Annotated in this window: 14 protein-coding genes; 4 read left to right on the top strand and 10 right to left on the bottom strand. The window is 71.7% G+C overall.

Annotated features, from left to right (window positions below):
* Positions 1 to 3: 3 nt before the first annotated feature.
* The 3 genes from ACWDXC_RS03640 to eccCa are packed head-to-tail and all read right to left on the bottom strand — an operon-like array spanning position 4 to position 5413.
* A complete protein-coding gene (locus ACWDXC_RS03640) occupies positions 4 to 1089 on the bottom strand; it encodes a transglycosylase SLT domain-containing protein (protein WP_449977652.1) in 1086 nt (361 codons plus the stop codon).
* Entirely contained in the window at positions 1086 to 1418 is a 333-nt protein-coding gene (locus tag ACWDXC_RS03635; RefSeq protein WP_449977649.1) for a hypothetical protein, read from the bottom strand. The genes ACWDXC_RS03640 and ACWDXC_RS03635 overlap by 4 nt, the downstream gene beginning before the upstream one ends.
* Positions 1415 to 5413: a type VII secretion protein EccCa gene (gene eccCa / locus ACWDXC_RS03630; RefSeq protein ID WP_449977646.1), complete on the bottom strand. Its 3999-nt coding sequence runs from the start codon at positions 5411 to 5413 to the stop codon at positions 1415 to 1417. The genes ACWDXC_RS03635 and eccCa overlap by 4 nt, the downstream gene beginning before the upstream one ends.
* 173 nt (positions 5414 to 5586) lie before the next feature.
* On the opposite strand from eccCa, the gene eccD reads away from it, so the two are divergent.
* Together eccD and ACWDXC_RS03620 are read left to right on the top strand one after the other, a co-directional pair.
* Positions 5587 to 6975 (top strand): type VII secretion integral membrane protein EccD, encoded by a 1389-nt coding sequence (gene eccD, locus ACWDXC_RS03625; protein ID WP_449977644.1) that lies wholly within the window; start codon positions 5587 to 5589, stop codon positions 6973 to 6975.
* A gap of 48 nt (positions 6976 to 7023) precedes the next feature.
* A complete protein-coding gene (locus ACWDXC_RS03620) occupies positions 7024 to 7461 on the top strand; it encodes a YbaB/EbfC family nucleoid-associated protein (RefSeq protein WP_449977641.1) in 438 nt (145 codons plus the stop codon).
* A gap of 16 nt (positions 7462 to 7477) precedes the next feature.
* Here ACWDXC_RS03620 and ACWDXC_RS03615 read toward each other — a convergent pair whose 3' ends face one another.
* From ACWDXC_RS03615 to ACWDXC_RS03590, 6 genes are read right to left on the bottom strand one after another with little or no spacing between them, the layout of a single operon-like run.
* Positions 7478 to 8932 carry a hypothetical protein gene (locus tag ACWDXC_RS03615; RefSeq protein ID WP_449977638.1) on the bottom strand — a complete coding sequence of 485 codons (1455 nt, stop codon included), beginning with the start codon at positions 8930 to 8932 and terminating at the stop codon, positions 7478 to 7480.
* Between the two features lie 19 nt (positions 8933 to 8951).
* Entirely contained in the window at positions 8952 to 9359 is a 408-nt protein-coding gene (locus tag ACWDXC_RS03610) for a hypothetical protein (RefSeq protein ID WP_364173254.1), read from the bottom strand.
* Complete coding sequence (locus ACWDXC_RS03605) at positions 9356 to 10738, bottom strand: WXG100 family type VII secretion target (protein ID WP_449977634.1); 1383 nt, start codon at positions 10736 to 10738, stop codon at positions 9356 to 9358. The genes ACWDXC_RS03610 and ACWDXC_RS03605 overlap by 4 nt, the downstream gene beginning before the upstream one ends.
* Entirely contained in the window at positions 10738 to 11100 is a 363-nt protein-coding gene (locus ACWDXC_RS03600; protein ID WP_219499856.1) for a hypothetical protein, read from the bottom strand. Before ACWDXC_RS03600 ends, ACWDXC_RS03605 begins: the two co-directional genes overlap by 1 nt.
* Before the next feature lie 36 nt (positions 11101 to 11136).
* On the bottom strand, positions 11137 to 11448 hold the full coding sequence (locus tag ACWDXC_RS03595) for a WXG100 family type VII secretion target (protein WP_449977631.1): 312 nt from the start codon (positions 11446 to 11448) through the stop codon (positions 11137 to 11139).
* Positions 11449 to 11476: 28 nt separating this feature from the next.
* Entirely contained in the window at positions 11477 to 11809 is a 333-nt protein-coding gene (locus ACWDXC_RS03590) for a WXG100 family type VII secretion target (RefSeq protein WP_219499852.1), read from the bottom strand.
* Between the two features lie 256 nt (positions 11810 to 12065).
* On the opposite strand from ACWDXC_RS03590, the gene ACWDXC_RS03585 reads away from it, so the two are divergent.
* Both ACWDXC_RS03585 and ACWDXC_RS03580 read left to right on the top strand, forming a co-directional pair.
* Complete coding sequence (locus ACWDXC_RS03585; protein WP_449977627.1) at positions 12066 to 13172, top strand: hypothetical protein; 1107 nt, start codon at positions 12066 to 12068, stop codon at positions 13170 to 13172.
* A 35-nt stretch (positions 13173 to 13207) separates the two neighbouring features.
* Complete coding sequence (locus ACWDXC_RS03580; RefSeq protein ID WP_449977625.1) at positions 13208 to 14020, top strand: hypothetical protein; 813 nt, start codon at positions 13208 to 13210, stop codon at positions 14018 to 14020.
* On the opposite strand, the gene eccB is transcribed toward ACWDXC_RS03580, so the two are convergent.
* Complete coding sequence (gene eccB / locus ACWDXC_RS03575; protein ID WP_449977622.1) at positions 14021 to 15436, bottom strand: type VII secretion protein EccB; 1416 nt, start codon at positions 15434 to 15436, stop codon at positions 14021 to 14023. It abuts the gene before it with no gap.
* Between the last annotated feature and the right edge of the window lie 72 nt (positions 15437 to 15508).

The raw sequence follows: 15508 nt of genomic DNA, 5'->3' as shown, positions 1-15508 counted from the left end.
TCCCTAGTAGCCGACGTACCCGCTGCCGTTCTTGGTGCCGACGACGCCGGGCACGTTCGACACCGACCCGTAGCGCGAGATCGCGTAGCGGACGCCCGCGATGATGTTGTCCACCGGGTCGTAGATGTTGCCGTGCCCCGGCAGCTTGTAGGCGTTGAACGTCGGGTCGATGGTCTGCATCAGGCCCTTGGACGGGGTGCCCTTGTCCGCGTTCGAGTCCCAGTTGTTGATCGCGTGGGGGTTGCCGCCGGACTCGTGCCGGATGATCATCCAGATGTCGCTGGCGTTCATCTTCGACACCGGCACGCCGTGCTGCTTGAGGATGGCGATGGCCTCCTCGATCCACTGCTTGACCTGGCCCGTCGGGGCCGGGCCGCCGCCGGGGGGAGGCGGGCCGCTCGGTCCGTAGCCGCCGAAGCCGCCGCCCCCGCCGCCGCCACCGTTGCCGCCGCCCTGCAGGGCCGTGCGGTCCTGCCGCGGGTTGTAGCCGGGCTCGGGCTGCCAGTCGATCTTCCTGCCGTCCTGCGGCGTGAACTCCTGGGTGACGATCTCGGGGATGCCGCGGAAGGTCTGGGCGCGGTCGCCCAGGAAGGCGTCGATGTCGGTCTTCGCCTTGGTCAGCGCCGTGTTGGCCGAGGTCACGTGCGGCCGCGCGTCGGTGATCGCCTGGTTCACCAGCCCGCGCAGCGCCGTGTCCTTGGCCTGCTCGGTGGCGTCCGGGTTCTCCTTCGTGTACGTGGACGCGCTGGCTGACAGGTCGCGGATGACGGCGGCGATCTCCGTACGCGCCTCGCGCAGCGCCGTGGCGGCCGCGTCCAGCGACCCGGCGGCGTTGGCCAGGGCCGTCTGCAGCTCGTGGGCCGCCCGGCCGTACTTGCGCATGTAGGTGTCGAACTGGTCGGCCGAGCGGCCCCGCCAGGCGTTGTCGACGACCTGGACGGCGCCGCCGAGCGCTCCGCCGAACTCGTTGATGTCGCCGGCCAGGGCCCGCCACTTCTCGGCCACCTTGTTGATCGCCGCGGGGTCGCCGGTGACCTTGGTGAGCATGGCGTCGAGCTCCTCGCCGCCCGGCAGGTGGGAGACGCTCATGAGGTGGCCCGGTGTGCCTTGGCGATGTTGGTCTCCACGTTGCTCAGCCCGGCCTCGGTGTCGCGCAGCTTCCTGCGGGCCTGGTCCATCTCGTCGAGCAGCGTGGACCAGACGCCGTTGGCGCAGCCGGCCAGCGCGGCGGAGCCCTCCAGGTCGCCGAAGGCGCTCGCGCTGATCGGCGTGCGGTTGTTGCGGACCCGGCCGTCCTCCTCGTAGGTGACCTCGCCGGGATTGTTCTCGGTCAAGGTCTCCCGGTAGTGGCTGGTGGCCGTGCTGATGGCCGTGCGGCACCGGTCGAGCGCGGAGAAGTGCATCTCCAGGTCGGTCATGATCCCCCTTCTCGGATGGCCTGCTCGTCGCCCAGGAACGCGGTCTGCATCAGGCGCGCGCCCAGGCGGCGGTCCACGAAATGGCCGCGGCCGGGCGGGAGCGTCTGCGGCCGGACGTTGCCGAACAGGTAGCCCTCGTCCTTGTTGCCCGACAGCAGCAGCGCCGGCGTGGCCATGTCCTTCATGCGCTGGATGACCGGGTCGAACATGGCCCGGCCGGCGCCGCCCATCTGGCGCGACAGCACCACGTGCAGGCCGATGTCGCGGGCCTGGGGCAGCAGGTCGACCAGGGGCGCCAGCGGGTTGGCCGAGGTGGCGACCAGGTCGTAGTCGTCGACGAACACGTACAGGTCGGAGCCCTGCCACCAGCTGCGGTCGCGCAGTTGCTGCGGCGTCAGGTCGGCCGGGGGCAGGCGGCTCATCAGCGCTTCCCTGGCGTCCTTGATGAGGTCGGCGGCGGCGGCGCTGGAGGCGGCGTAGCCGATGCGGTGCGGGGTCGCCGCCGAGTCCAGCAGGGCCCTGCGGTAGTCGATGACGATCATCATGGCCTGGCTGGGCTGCTTCCTGCTCACCAGTCCTTCGGCGATCAGGCGCAGCAGGTTCGACTTGCCGCTCTCGTTCTCGCCGAACACGACGAAGTGCGGGTCGGCGTCGAAGTCGAGCGTGACCGGCATGAGCGTGGCCTCGTCGATGCCGATGGGGATGCGCTCCTCGTCGGCGGGCAGCGCGGCCAGCGGCAGCACGGCGGGCAGCAGCCGCACCCGGGGCGCCACCGGGCCCTTCCAGGAGTCGCGCACGGCCTGGACGAGCCCGCGCGCGCCATCGGCGAGCGACGCGGGGTCCTGCACGGCGTCGATCCTGGGCAGCGCCGACAGGAAGTGGAAGCCGTCCTTGGTCAGGCCGCGTCCCGGCGCCCCCTCGGGCACGGCGAGCGCCTTCTTCCTGCTGACCTCCGACTCGTACGCGTCGCCGAGGCGGAGCTCGACCTTGGTGCCGAACAGGTCGCGGATGCCGGGCCGGAACTCCGACCACTTGTTGGAGGCGGCGATCACGTGGATGCCGTAGCCGAGCCCGCGCGCCGCGATGTCGGTGATGACCGGTTCGAGCGAGTCGAACTCCTGGCGGAGCGTCAGCCAGCCGTCGACGACGAGGAAGACGTCGCCCCAGCCGTCGCCCTCGATCGTGCCTTCGGCGCACAGCTGGCGGTAGGCGGCGATGGACTCGATGCCGTGCTCGCCGAAGTCGCGCTCGCGCTGTTCCAGGATGGAGCCGACCTCCGCCACGGTACGGCGCACCCGGTCGCCGTCGAGACGGGCGGCGACGCCGCCGACGTGCGGCAGGCCCTCCAGCGACGACAGCGAGCCGCCGCCGAAGTCCAGGCAGTAGAACTGCACCTCGCGCGGCGTGTGCATGAGCGCCATGCTCGACACCAGGGTGCGCAGCACGGTGCTCTTGCCGCTGCGGGTGCCGCCGGCGACGCCGACGTGCCCGGCGCCGCCGGACAGGTCCAGCCAGAACGGGTCGCGGCGCTGCTCGAACGGCTTGTCCACGATGCCGACGACGGCGTGCAGCTTGCCCCGGCCCTGCCAGCCGGCCGTGGTCAGGCCGTGGTCGGCGGTGACGGACAGCGGCGGCAGCAGGTGGGCCAGCGTGGGCGGCTCCGCCAGCGGCGGCAGCCAGATGCGGTGGGCGGCGGGCCCGTGGCCGGTGAGCCGGCCGACCACGACGTCGAGCAGGCTGCGCTGGTTGCCGGCGGCCGGTTCGTCGTCCGGCTCGGGCTCGCCCGTCTGGACGGGCGTGGTGACCTCGGGCAGCGGGACGTGGGCGGGGCCGTACTCGACGACCTCGCGCACCGGCACCTGGCCGTCGGCGGTGGCCGCCTGGACGGGGTCGGCGTGGTGCGCGCCCGACACGTACGCGGCCTTGAACCTGGTCATGCCGGTGGTGTCGTACTTGAGGTAGCCGTTGCCCGGCGCGGACGGCAGCTCGTAGGCGTCGGCGACGCCCAGCACGACGCGGCTCTCCATGGCCGAGAACGTGCGCAGGCCGATCCGGTACGACAGGTGGGTGTCGAGGCCGCGCAGCCGTCCCTCCTCCAGCCGCTGGGAGGCCAGGAGGAGGTGCACGCCGAGCGAGCGGCCGAGCCGGCCGATCATCACGAACAGGTCGATGAACTCGGGCTTGGCGGCCAGCAGCTCGCTGAACTCGTCGAGCACGATGAACAGCGTCGGCATCGGCCGCAGGTCGGCGCCCTGTTCGCGGGCGCGCTCGTAGTCGCGCAGCGAGGCGTAGTTGCCGGCCGCGCGCAGCAGCTCCTGGCGGCGCACCATCTCGCCGTGGAGCGCGTCGTACATGCGGTCGACGAGCGGGAGCTCGTCCTCCAGGTTGGTGATGACGGCCGAGACGTGCGAGAGCGTGTCGAGGCCGAGGAACGTGGCGCCGCCCTTGAAGTCGACGAGCACGAAGTTGAGGATCTCCGACGAGTGCGTGATCGCCAGGCCGAGCACCATGGTGCGGAGCAGCTCCGACTTGCCGGAGCCGGTCGCGCCGATGACCAGGCCGTGCGGGCCCATGCCGCCCTGCGCCGACTCCTTGATGTCGAGCTCGACCACGCGGCCGTCGACGCCGAGGCCGATCGGCACCCGCAGCCGGTTGCGGCCCGCCCTGGGCTGCCAGGTGACGGCCGGCTGCAGATGGGCGGGGTCGCCGACGCCGAGCAGGTCGGTCAGCGTGGTGTTGGTGCTCAGCAGGTCCTGCGTCTCGCCGCCGGAGGCCGTCGAGGCGCGCAGCGGCGCGAGCTGCCTGGCCAGGCCCTCGGCGCGGGCGTAGTCGAGGCTGTCGGGGTCGCCGAGCCGGTTCGTGGACCGCTTGCCCGCGTGGTCGATCTTGACCATGTGGAAGCCGTCGGGCTGGACGTCCAGGCGCAGCGTGTTGCTCTCGCCCGCCGGGCCCGCCGACTCGGACAGGTCGATGACCGTGACGCCCTGGATGGCGTCGACGCCGAGCTGGGAGTCGTGCGGCACGTGCCCGCCGTCGACGATCACCACGTGGTACGGCAGCGCGTCCGAGGCGGCGCCGGGCCGGAAGCGGGCGCGCTCCTTCAGCTCGTCGCCGACGAGCTGGTCCAGCCGTTCCATGCTCTCGGCCATCAGCCGGACGTGCCCGGCGGCGTCCACCTCCTCCGGGTGCAGCGCGTGCGGCAGCCACTTCACCCAGTCCCAGTGCGGCATCCACTCGCGGCTGGCGCACACCATCACCCGCATGTCGTCGGGGGAGTGGAAGGTGGCGAGCTGGGCGATCACCGCCCGGACCATGGCGCGCACGGCCCTGGGGTCGCCGGTGAGGTTGATCCTGGCGAACGAGTGGAGGGCGACGGCGACCGGGAGTCCCGACACCGTGGAGTGGGCGCGGACGAAGCGGCGCAGCGCGCCCGCCGTCAGCGCGTCGAGGTCCTCGACCGGCGCGGAGTCGGGCGGCACGAGCTGGACGGCGAGCTTCTGCACGCCGGTGCCGAGCCGGACCGTGCCGAAGTCGTCGTCGCGCGGCCTGCGCTCCCACAGGCGCGGCCCCATCGCCACCCACCACAGCGTGTCGGGGGCCGGGCCGCTCCACTCCAGCGCCTCGCGCTGTTGCAGCGCGGCCTTGCGGACCTTCTTGCGGACCTGGGCGAGGTAGCGGAAGTAGTCGCGGCGCAGGCCGTTGAGCCGGTTCTTGCGCTCTCCGGCGTTGCGGCCGAACTGGCCGAGCGTCATGCCCAGCATCGAGACGGCGAACAGGCCGCTGGCCACGTACATGAGAGGGCTGGAGTTGCCTCCGGCGGTGAACATCAGGGCCATGGCCGCGCCGCCGGCGAGCATGGGGACGTACATGAGCACGCCCATCAGCCCCGCCGGCTGCACCTCGGGGATCTCAGGCGGCGACTCCAGCAGGATCTCCCCGCGGGGTGGCTGGGGAGTGGGGCGGCGCTCAGGACGCCTGACAACGACGATGCTCATTGACGGCTCACTCGCGAGACAACCCTCCTGTCACCTGAAACACTTTCTTACCAGAAGCATTGTCCCTATATGTTCGGCATGTCAGGACTTGCCGGTTAAACCCTGGAGTACGGCCTGTGACATCGCTCGCCCCTCAGCCGGCCTCGCACGCGCCGCGGCAGCAGCACCAGCCCATGCCGCACGCGCCACTGCCGCCGCTGTGCCATGTGACGATCATCGCGCCGCGCCGCCGGGTCGATCTGGCGCTGCCCGCCGACATCCCGCTGCCCCACGTGCTGCCCGGGCTGCTCCGCGCGGTCGGCGAGGGCGGCGGCGAGGTGGTCGGCGGTCCCGGCTGGGTGCTCCAGCGGCTCGGCGGCACCCCGTTCGACCTCGGACAGACGCTCGCCGCGCTCGGCGTGCTCAACGGCGAGGTGCTCTACCTGCGGCCCCGCGAGTCGACGCTGCCGCCCGCGCTGTACGACGACGTGGCCGACGTGGTCGCCACCGGCGTCAAGGGCAGCAGCGGCCGGTGGGAGGCGAGCCACACCCGGGCCATGGGCGCGGGCGCGGCGGCCGTCCTGCTCGCGCTCGGCGCGCCCGCGCTCGTCCTGGCCGGCGGCCCGCCGCTCGGCCTGACCGTGGTCGCGGGCATGCTCGCGGTGCTCCTGATCGGCGTCAGCGCGGCCCTGTCGCGCGCTGTCGGCGACTCCGGCGCCGGCGCTTGGATCGGCTACGCCGCCCTGCCGTACGCCTTCCTCGCGGGCCTGTACGGCCTCGCGAGCGGCTCCACGCTGGCCGGGCTCGGCGCGCCGCACCTGCTGGCGGCGTTCGCCTGCACCGCGCTGGTGGCCACGATCGGCGGCGCCGTCGTGTCGGACGGCGTGGCGGGCTTCCTCGGCACGGCCGTGGCGGCGGTCGCGGGCACGGCCGCCGCGGCGGTGGTCATGGTGTTCGAGCTGCCCGCAGCGGGCGTCGCGGCGATGACCGTGACGATCCTGATGTCGCTCAGCCCGCTCATCCCCACCCTGTCGTTCCGCATCGCCCGGGTGCCGCTGCCCGCCCTGCCGACGAACTCCGAGGAGCTGCGCGCCGACAACCAGCGGCTCGACAGCGACGGCGTGCTCGCCCGCACCGCCCAGGCGGGCCGGTACGCCACCGGCATGGTCATCGGCATCACCATGACCGCCATCGGCGCGCTGATCCCGCTGGCGGCCACGCCGGGCTGGCTGGCCACCTCGATGGCCGCCGTGCTCTGCCTGGTGCTGCTGCTGCGCGCCCGCGTCTTCCACGGCCTCGGCCAGCGGCTCTGGCTGCTGGGCGCCGGGCTCGGCGGGCTGGTGCTGGGCGCCGTCTCGCTGAGCGCCGGGGCCGGCACGGTGGCCGCCGCCGCGGTGGTGATGGGGCTGCTCTGGCTCGCCCTGCTCGTCGTCGGGCTCGGCGTGTGGCTGCCGTCCGGAAGGCTCTCGCCGTTCTGGGCCCGGGCCGGGGACGTGGTGGACGTCATTCTGCTGATCGCGATGTTCCCGCTGTCGCTCGGCGTGCTGGACGTCTACACATGGATTCGCGGCCTGGCCGGTTAGTAGTCTTTCGCCGTTAAGTGGGGCTCTTGTGACGTATGGGGTGCACGGATGAGCGAGCTGAACTTCGACAGCCTGGACGTCGACCAGGTCATCAGGAACGCGGACCTGCAGATGGCCCGCGTGGCCGAGCTCCAGCAGGAGATGGCCAAGGTGGTCGGCCGCGCCGAGGACGAGGACGGCCTGGTCAAGGTGGAGATCGGCGGCCCCGGCCTGCAGGAGCTGCACCTGCACCCGAAGGCCATGCGCCTCACGTCGGGCGAGCTCGCCGAGCGCATCAAGGAGACCATCGCCGCGGCCACCGCCGACCACCGGCGCCAGATGACCGAGGCGATGGAGGCGCTCTTCGGCGCGGAGAACCCCCTGCGCTTCGCCGACGACCCCGAAGGCGCCCTGGAGCAGGCTCGGCAGGCCGAAGCCGTCTACAACAAGACCTTCGAGGACGTCATGGGCGAGCTCGCCAGGATCCACCAGCGCGTCGAGGAATGACCCCCGGGGCAGGGGGTCAGCCCAGTCTCTCCGGCCCCGCCTCCTGGGCGGGGGCGAAGACGTGGCCCTCGGGCTCGTAGAACTCCCGGTTGCGCTCCTGGCCCTCGTTGCCGCCCGCTCCGGCCATCCCGCCGGGCGGGAAGCCCATGAAGCCGTGACCCGTGGCCGCCGGGCCGCCGCGCAGCACGGCCGGGCTCGCCGTCGCCGCCGAACCGCCCGTGCCGTACCACATGCCGGGGCCCTGCTGGCTGCCGATCGGGTTGACGGTGGCGGTCGGCGTCGGCGTGGTGGGCGTGTGCGTGAGCAGGTTCGGCGTGGTGGTGCCGTGCGGGGACGGCGTGGTGGGGGTCTCGGCCAGCTCGGTCCGGGGCTCGCCGCCGATCACCGGGGGAGCGGGCTCCTGCTCGCCCTCCTGGCCCTGGGGATCGGTGGGCTGCTGCTGTTCCGGCTGCTGCTGCCCAGGGGTGTCGCCGGGGCCCGGCTGCTGGCCGTCGGGGCCGCCCGAGCCCTGGTCGCCGTCCGGGCCCGGGCCCTTGCCCGGGTCGGTGGGGCCGGCGCCGTCGCCGGGGCCGGTCGTGTCCCGCGGGGACGTGGGGGAGCCGCCCGGCTGGTCGCCACCCTGCGGGCCGCCGCCGGACGAGGACCCCTGGCCGCTCCCGGAGCCCGAACCGAAATTGCCGCCGCCACCGTCGTTGCCGCCGCCGCCGTTCCAGTGCACGGTCGTGCCGGACGGGGTACGGGTCCCGCTGCCGGGGTCCAGAGGCGCCTGCTTGGTGAGGTTCACCTCCAGCGGGGTGATCTCCGGAAGCTCGAAGGCCAGGCCCTCGGCGATGCTTGAGTTGACCTCGGTGATCTTCCGGTTGAGCTCGGCGAGCTGCCTTCTGGCTTCCTCGTCCGGGTCGAAGTTGTTGCGGTTCTGCGACGGGTCGCCGGTCATCCCGCCGCCGGCGCCCTCGTTGAACGACGAGCCGCCGGTCCCGCCGCTGCTGCCACCGCCGTCGCCGGTCCCGCCGCTCGACCCGCCGCTGCTGCCGCCGCTCGACCCGCCGGTGCTGGAGCCGCCCGTCCCGGCGTTCTGCTCGGCGGTGGCCGGCAGCGCGGTGACGCTGGCCTGGTACTCCCTGATGTGCTGGGCGTAGACGCGCATCGGGCCGCCGGTGTCGTTCATGGCCTTGCCCAGCGCGCCCGCGCTCGCGTGCAGCAGGCGCAGCGCGCCCAGGACGGTCTGGCTGGCGTTGTCGCCGTGCCACACCTCGTTCAGCTCCTCGGCGGCCTTCAGGATGGCGCTCTGCACGCCGGCCTCGCCCAGCAGGAGCTTGCCCGCCTCGATGTAGCTCTCCCCGGCCCGGTCGACGGCCTCGGGATCGGCCTTGCTCAGCCAGCCCGCGACCGTGTCCCTGCTGACCTCGGAGCCGGGCTCGACCGGACCGAGGTCAGCCTTGACCCGGATCGGCTTCCACGCATCGCCCATCGATCATCCCTGCCGATTCTCACGCACTGCTGTCGAGGTGACCGCGCTCGTAGTTGTCAATGGCCTTCTCGACGGCCAACGCCCACTCCTCGATGCAGTCGAGGAAATCGGAGTAGCTGCCGCTGAAGACCTCGTACGCCTTGGCGGTGTTGACGCCGAAGCCGGAGGCCACCTCCCACGGGCCGGTCTCGGCGGACCCGACGTTGCTCAGCCCGGCCACGTTGCCGATCGTGCCCGGCCCGCTCCAGGTGGCGCTCATCGAGGCCGGCGCGTTGCCGCGCAGCGTCTCCAGCTGCCTGCGCAGCCGCGAGAGCACGGACCTGACCTCGTCGTGCTTGATGTCCGGACCCCGCCCGTCGGGCTCCATGCCGGGGAAGTTGGGGGCGAGCTCCAGCGACGGCGACTGCCCGCCATCCGGATCACTCATGCCTTCGCCTTGCCTTTCCCGTCGATGAGGTGGTTCGTCGTGGGCACGTCACTGCGGAAGTCGTCCTCGTCCCCGAGCAGGTACGTGGTCCGCTCGCGCTCCTGGCGGTCCTGGCCCGCGGCGGCGCCGCCGGGCGGGATCATCGGGAACATCGGGGAGCCGTTGCCGAGGCCGCGCATCCCGGCCGTGCTCGCGGCGCCGGCCGGGGCGGCGCCGCCTCCGTAGGCGGAGCCGATGCCGCCGTTCTGGCCGGACGGGTAGCCGGTGCCGGGCAGGCCGTTGACGTTGTTCGGGTAGCCGGGCAGGTTCCGGTCGCCGATGCCGGCCAGCGAGGTGGTCGCGTCGTTCGCGCCCAGGCCGTTGCCGTCGCCGACGTCGGCGCCGGGGATCTGAGGGCCGTTCGGGAGCCCGGCGTTCACGGTCGAGGACCCGGAGTTCACGCCGCTGCCGGGCAGGCCGGGGCCGCCGGGCAGGCCGGAGCCGTCGCCGGGGAAGCCGGGAGCGCCAGGCACGGATCCGCCGGGGAAGGATTCGCCCGGCAGGTTGTCGCCGATCCCGGGGATCTGGTGCTGCCCCGGGTCGAACAGGCCGTCCTGGCCGGGGCCCCCCAGCCCGTCCGGGCCCAGCCCCGACGGGTCGAAGGGCTGGTTCATCCCGTTGGGCAGGCCGCCGCCCGGCAGCCTGGCCTGGTTGAACGGGATGACCGGCGCGTCCGTGGTCAGCCTGTCGAACTGCGGGATCTCGGTCCGCAGGTGTGCCGGGAAGACGTTGTTGTTGATCGCGGTGGCCTCGGTCAGCTCGCGCAGATGCTTCTTGGCCCGCTTCATGTTCTTCTCCGCCTCGGACTCGCCGAACAGCTTCTCGCCGAGGCCGTAGACCAGTCCGCCGCCGGTGCCGATGATGCCGCCCTGGGGGCCGCCGAACTTCAGGCCGATCTGGCCGCCCTGGACACCCCGTTCGAGGATCGACGGGTTGTCGGCGTTGTCCGGGATGGCCTCGCCCCGGAACCGCTCCAGCGTGGCCGCGTGCATGTTCAGCGCGGGCGCGATGCCGGACGGGTTGACGGGGCAGAGCTGCTGCGGGTGCTCGCTGATCGTGCGCGACACGTCGGCGGCCGACTCGCGCAGCCGGCGCAGCGCCGTGCGCACCACCTTGGAGTCCTCGCTGTCGGTCCAGCTCGTCTCCAGCGTGCGCATGTGCTTGTCGAGCACGCCGACCAGGTTGTCCAGCCGATCCTTGGCCGTGTAGAACTCGGTGGCCGCCTCGCGCAGCAGCTCCGGCTTGTTGCCGTTGAGCGCCTCGCGCAGCGCCTCCAGCGTGGTGATCTCCTCCTCGGAGGGCACGAACTGGTACTGGATCTCGCTCTGGTAGTCGACCATCAGGCCTCGGCCGTCCGCTTCGCGCCCTCACCGGCCTGTTCGGCGTTGTCGTAGCCGCGCAACGCCTGGGTGAGCAGCTCGATCATGCTCTCCACCTGCGTCGTGATGTTGTCGTACGACAGCTTGACGGCGCCGATGCCCCGGGTCGTGCTGTTCTGGAATGCCATGGCCGCCGTCCACGGTCCGGTGAGGGCCTTGTCGTCGGAACTGAGCCTGACGACCGCCCCGCCCTCGGCCAGCACGGGCTGGACCTCGCCTTTTCCGCGTTCGGGACGCAACAGTGCGAGGGCTTCGATCAGGTCGGTCCTGGCGGCCTTGATCGCACTTCTACTCAGGTTCACGCCACCGCGGTCGGTGCCCATGCTTTCCCTCCGGTGTCAGCCAGCGGCCGTCGGCTCCTACCTGCCGTCGAAGATCTTGGAGTTGATCATGTCGACCTCGTGCATGTTCATCTTCGTGATGTCGATGTTGGTCTTCAGCAGGTCCACGAACTGCGACATGTCGTTCGCCTCGCGGTTCCACACCTGCCGGACCTCGTCGAACACGGTCTTGGCCGCACCCTGCCAGATCGCGCTCTTCTGCAGCAGCGCGGTCTCCAGCTCGTCGAGCACGGTGACCATCTCGTTGTGCGCCTTGGCGAAGGCCTCCTCGCCGCGGCCGAGGCCCGCGTAGTTGACAAGGGTCCTGTCGAAAGCGTCTTCTGCGGCCATCGCGGCCTCCAGTTCTGTGAGTAGGGGGTCAGCGGGGCGGCTGAGCGCTGATGAGGTTGGCGATGTGGTTCATCGCCTGCTGGCGCTCTTCGTTGAAGGCGGCGACGTTCTTGTTGGTCGTCCCGATGTTCGCGGCCAGCCGCTGCAGGCTCTGGAGGACGACGTCCATCCGCTCGTGCCACTTGATGAGGACGGCGGAAAAGGCGGCCTCCGACTGTCCGGCCCAGGAGACCTTGAGCTCGGCGCCCGCCGTGTCGAGGTTCCGCTGGACGGTGCGCAGCCGGGTGGCGGCCTCCTCGATGAGGTTGACGGCCGCGATGAGGTCGGACGCGCTTACTTGGGTCTGCGGCTCGGCGCCCACAGTGTCCCTCCCTTACCAGTTCGGCTGACTTGGGGCGTCAATCTGCTGTCGGCCCCTTGGTCACATTAGAGAACTATCGTCCCTAGAGTCGCACATGATCAAGTGAAAATCCCATATCCGTCAGGTGGATTCGTGGTGTATTCGCAGGACGTGCACGTTTGGGGCCATGACTGGGGAGATGGGGCTCTTGCCCGAAAAGCTGTACGGACCTGCGGGGCTGGCGTAGCGTATGGGGGCGATGTGACAAGGGGGGCTTGTGGCTGAACCGGATTCCTTCTCGGAGACTCTGCAAGGGCTGGGTGGCGCGGGGCTCCACCCCAGGACCAACGACCCCAAGTTCGTCATGCAGTACACCCGTGTCCGGGACATGGGCACCAACGTGGCGAGCTTCGGTCAGGACCTGACCGAGATGAGCAGCAAGACGCGGGCCATCGACATCACGGAGTTCTCCTTCGGGGTCATCGGCGGCGGGCTCAACGTCGCGCACCGCGCGGTTCGCGACCACGCCGCGGACGCCCTCAAGCAGGGCAAAGAGGTCCTGGAGTCGTGGCGGACCGCGATCAACACCGCCGCCGACAACGGCGAGACGGCCGACAAGGCCAGCAAGCCGCCCAAGCCGAAGGACGACGAGTTCAAGCTGCCCGGCGGGGGCATGAAGCCCATGGGCGGGGCCGGCGAGCTGCCGTCGGGCCTCGGCCCCGGCGGCATGGATCCCCTGGACGGCCTGAAGCCGGACGACCTGAACAAGGACGCTCTCGACGGCCTGGACAAGGACGCTCTCGACGACCTGAACAAGGATGCCCTCGACGGCCTGGACAAGGACGGCCTCGACGACATCAAGAAGCCGGACGACGTCCTGAAGCCCGACGACCTGGACGACCTCGAACGGCCGGGCCCCGACATGCCGGACCGGCCCGACATGAACCTCCCGCAGCAGCCCGACCCCGGCGGTGGCAACCCGCCCGACCTGAACGGGCTGAACCAGCCCACGGGCACCGACCTGGCCGGCGCCGACCCGCGCGTGCCCGGCCTGCCCAACTCCGGCCTCCCCAACTCCGGCCTGCCGAACCTGTCCGGCGGCCCCGACCCGCGCGCCGCGATGCCGCGCACGGGCTCCGGCTTTCCGGAGGGCTTCAGCTCGGGCATGTCCTCGGGCGGCTCTGGCGGGCTCCCGGGCGGGCCGGGCAGCATCGCCCGCGCGCTCAACACCGGGATGCCCCTCTACCCGCCGCCCATGGGAGGCGGCGCCGCGCCGTCCCGCGACGAGCAGGACCGCGAGAAGGGCCCGCTGCTCCCCGAGGACGAGGGCGTCTGGGGAGACGACGAGGACATCGCGCCGGCAGTGATCGGTGGAGAAGGGTAGCTGAGCTGATGGCCTACGAAAACGATCACAGGCTCATGATCTCGGCCGTGGCCGCCGTGGGCGCCGCCTCGGTGGTCCTGCCGTACGCCCGCCCGATCGGGATGTTGATGTCCCTGCTCATCTCCGATCCCGCCGAGCAGGATCGAGGGGGCGACCAGTGGCTCGACAAGACCCCTGTGGACGTGGGGCCGGCGGTGGTGGGGCCCGTGGCAGCCGGCAGCAAGCAGGTCCCCGACGGGCGGAGCGCGCACGCGAACGGGGTCACCGACCTCGCCTACGTGCGGGCCGAGCTGAAGCGGCTGGGCAAGGAGATCGGCGAGAACGAGGGCTGGGAGGGCCGGGCGTACACGTCGTTCACCGAGAAGATCAACGTGCTCGACGGGCACCTGGCCAAGCTGGACCAGAACCGGGTGTCCGCCGGCAACGCGCTCAAGTGCTCGGCCGCGTGCTACCACGTCCTGACGCTGGTCTGTGACGCCATCGGCCTGATCCTGCTGGCGCTGGCGGGCTACGTGGCGATCATGCGGCCGACGCCGCCCCCGGCCAACGCGACGGCGGAGGCGACCGCGATCAGCATCGTCGCGCGGTTGCACTTCATGCTGCAGGGGATCATGACCAAGCACCGGAAGCTCATCTACAAGGCCACGCTCATCTTCGGCGCCCTGGCCGTCGGCTACAACCAGTTCTCCCAGGACCTGCCCGGCCTGCAGGCCCTTCCCTCGGAGAAGCCGAACCTGATGGAGGCCAGCGTCCTCTGGGACGCGTCCAAGTCCGACCTGATCGACAACCCGCAGGCGGAGTTCGACCCGAACAAGATCGAGTCGCCCATGCCGGACTTCGGCTTCTGATCAGCCCGCAGCCGTGCCCACGGGCGTGAGCGCGGCCGCCGGGTCCAGCGGCGGTCCCTGGGGGATGCCGTGCATGAGGCTCGCCGGCACCGGCGCCACGTCGGCCGCGTCGTAGCCGAGCCTGCCGAGCACCTCGGCCGACGGCACCGGGTAGCGGATGCCCTGGTCGGTGATCAGCGACAGCGAGGCGTTCACCGCGCCGAGCTGCCCCTCGCCGGGCAGCAGCCCGGCGACCACCGCGCTGCCCGGCGGGAGCAGGACCTGGTCGAAGCGGTCCTGGTTGCCGGGGGTCGGCGGCGCCGGGATCGTCATCGTGCTGCCGACCGTCACCTTCGCCTTCACCGAGCCGGCCTGCGTGTCGGCGTGGACGAGGCAGAGCGGCACCGAGGCGGGCACGTTGATCGCGCGCGGCATGGTCGCGGGCAGGGTCGGGTCGAGCACGGTCTTCTTCGACGGTGACGCGTTGGCCGACGCGGCGTCGATGGGGATCTCCCTGGCGGCCCTGTTCCCGTACGCCTTCTTGCTGGCCGGGTCCTCCAGCAGGAGCCTGGCCTGCACGGCGGAGATCTGCGCCAGCCCGTCGGGGTACAGCACGTACCAGCGTGCGGCCGTGCCCTGCGCGGCCGGGACCGTGAACACCTGCCCGACCGCGGCGGTGACCTTGCCGCCCGAGCGCACCTTCCGGCCGCGGTAGGGCACGTCGGGGCCGTCGAAGTCGCGGCCGACGGGCAGCGCGTTGAGCCAGGCCGGGGGCACCTTCCTGGGCTGGGCGTCGAGCGCGCGCACGCCGTGCGCGGCCACCCGCATGCGGCGGTTGTTCCAGATCACCCAGTTCTGCCGGCCGTCGGTGACGACCAGGGCGTCGCCGCCGACCGGCCGCCCGCCGACGTCCTTGCCGCCCACGAGCGTCGTGTACGACTTCTGCCCGCCCGAGCCGGCGGGGCCGTCGACCACGCACACCGACCAGGGCGCCTTGACGAGCTTCTCCCGCACCGGCAGCGAGTCGGGGGCGCCCGAGATGCCGACCATCGGCCCGCGCGCGAAGTCGGCCAGCGAGGCCGAGGTCACGCTGCGGGTGGTGACCTCGCCGGAGCCGAGGATGAGCCGGGCCGAGGCGTAGTTCGCCACCGGCAGCAGCCGCCGCTGCTGCTGGCTGTAGACGTACGCGGCGCCGCTCTCCTCCTCGATGAGGAGCTGTCCCGGGTCGGTGAGCTTGGTGGCGTTGCCCGGGCTCACCAGCCCCCAGATCCCGAACACGGCCAGCACCAGCACGCCCACGAGGATGCCGCTGAACGTGGCCACGTTCTGGCGGCGCATGGGGGACTCCGGAACGTCAGGCTCGCCCTGCAGCAGCGCCATGCCGAGCCGCTGCTGCATCAGCCGGTGAGCTTGGTGGAGATCCTTGTTGGTCTGCATGCTGGGCCCGCGTATCCCCTCATCGGTACCTTTGGTCTCCAATATCCCAGCTTGCACACAGGCGTCGCACCT

This window comes from Nonomuraea sp. NPDC003214, from assembly GCF_053590035.1.
This window is presented reverse-complemented; position numbering and strand designations above follow the sequence as displayed.

Bases quoted from the DNA above. Each gene is read 5' to 3' on its own strand.
- ACWDXC_RS03640 (WP_449977652.1), bottom strand. From the start codon at position 1,089: ATGAGCGTCTCCCACCTGCCGGGCGGCGAGGAGCTCGACGCCATGCTC.
- ACWDXC_RS03635 (WP_449977649.1), bottom strand. From the start codon at position 1,418: ATGACCGACCTGGAGATGCACTTCTCCGCGCTCGACCGGTGCCGCACG.
- eccCa (WP_449977646.1), bottom strand. From the start codon at position 5,413: ATGAGCATCGTCGTTGTCAGGCGTCCTGAGCGCCGCCCCACTCCCCAG.
- eccD (WP_449977644.1), top strand. From the start codon at position 5,587: ATGCCGCACGCGCCACTGCCGCCGCTGTGCCATGTGACGATCATCGCG.
- ACWDXC_RS03620 (WP_449977641.1), top strand. From the start codon at position 7,024: ATGAGCGAGCTGAACTTCGACAGCCTGGACGTCGACCAGGTCATCAGG.
- ACWDXC_RS03615 (WP_449977638.1), bottom strand. From the start codon at position 8,932: ATGGGCGATGCGTGGAAGCCGATCCGGGTCAAGGCTGACCTCGGTCCG.
- ACWDXC_RS03610 (WP_364173254.1), bottom strand. From the start codon at position 9,359: ATGAGTGATCCGGATGGCGGGCAGTCGCCGTCGCTGGAGCTCGCCCCC.
- ACWDXC_RS03605 (WP_449977634.1), bottom strand. From the start codon at position 10,738: ATGGTCGACTACCAGAGCGAGATCCAGTACCAGTTCGTGCCCTCCGAG.
- ACWDXC_RS03600 (WP_219499856.1), bottom strand. From the start codon at position 11,100: ATGGGCACCGACCGCGGTGGCGTGAACCTGAGTAGAAGTGCGATCAAG.
- ACWDXC_RS03595 (WP_449977631.1), bottom strand. From the start codon at position 11,448: ATGGCCGCAGAAGACGCTTTCGACAGGACCCTTGTCAACTACGCGGGC.
- ACWDXC_RS03580 (WP_449977625.1), top strand. From the start codon at position 13,208: ATGATCTCGGCCGTGGCCGCCGTGGGCGCCGCCTCGGTGGTCCTGCCG.
- eccB (WP_449977622.1), bottom strand. From the start codon at position 15,436: ATGCAGACCAACAAGGATCTCCACCAAGCTCACCGGCTGATGCAGCAG.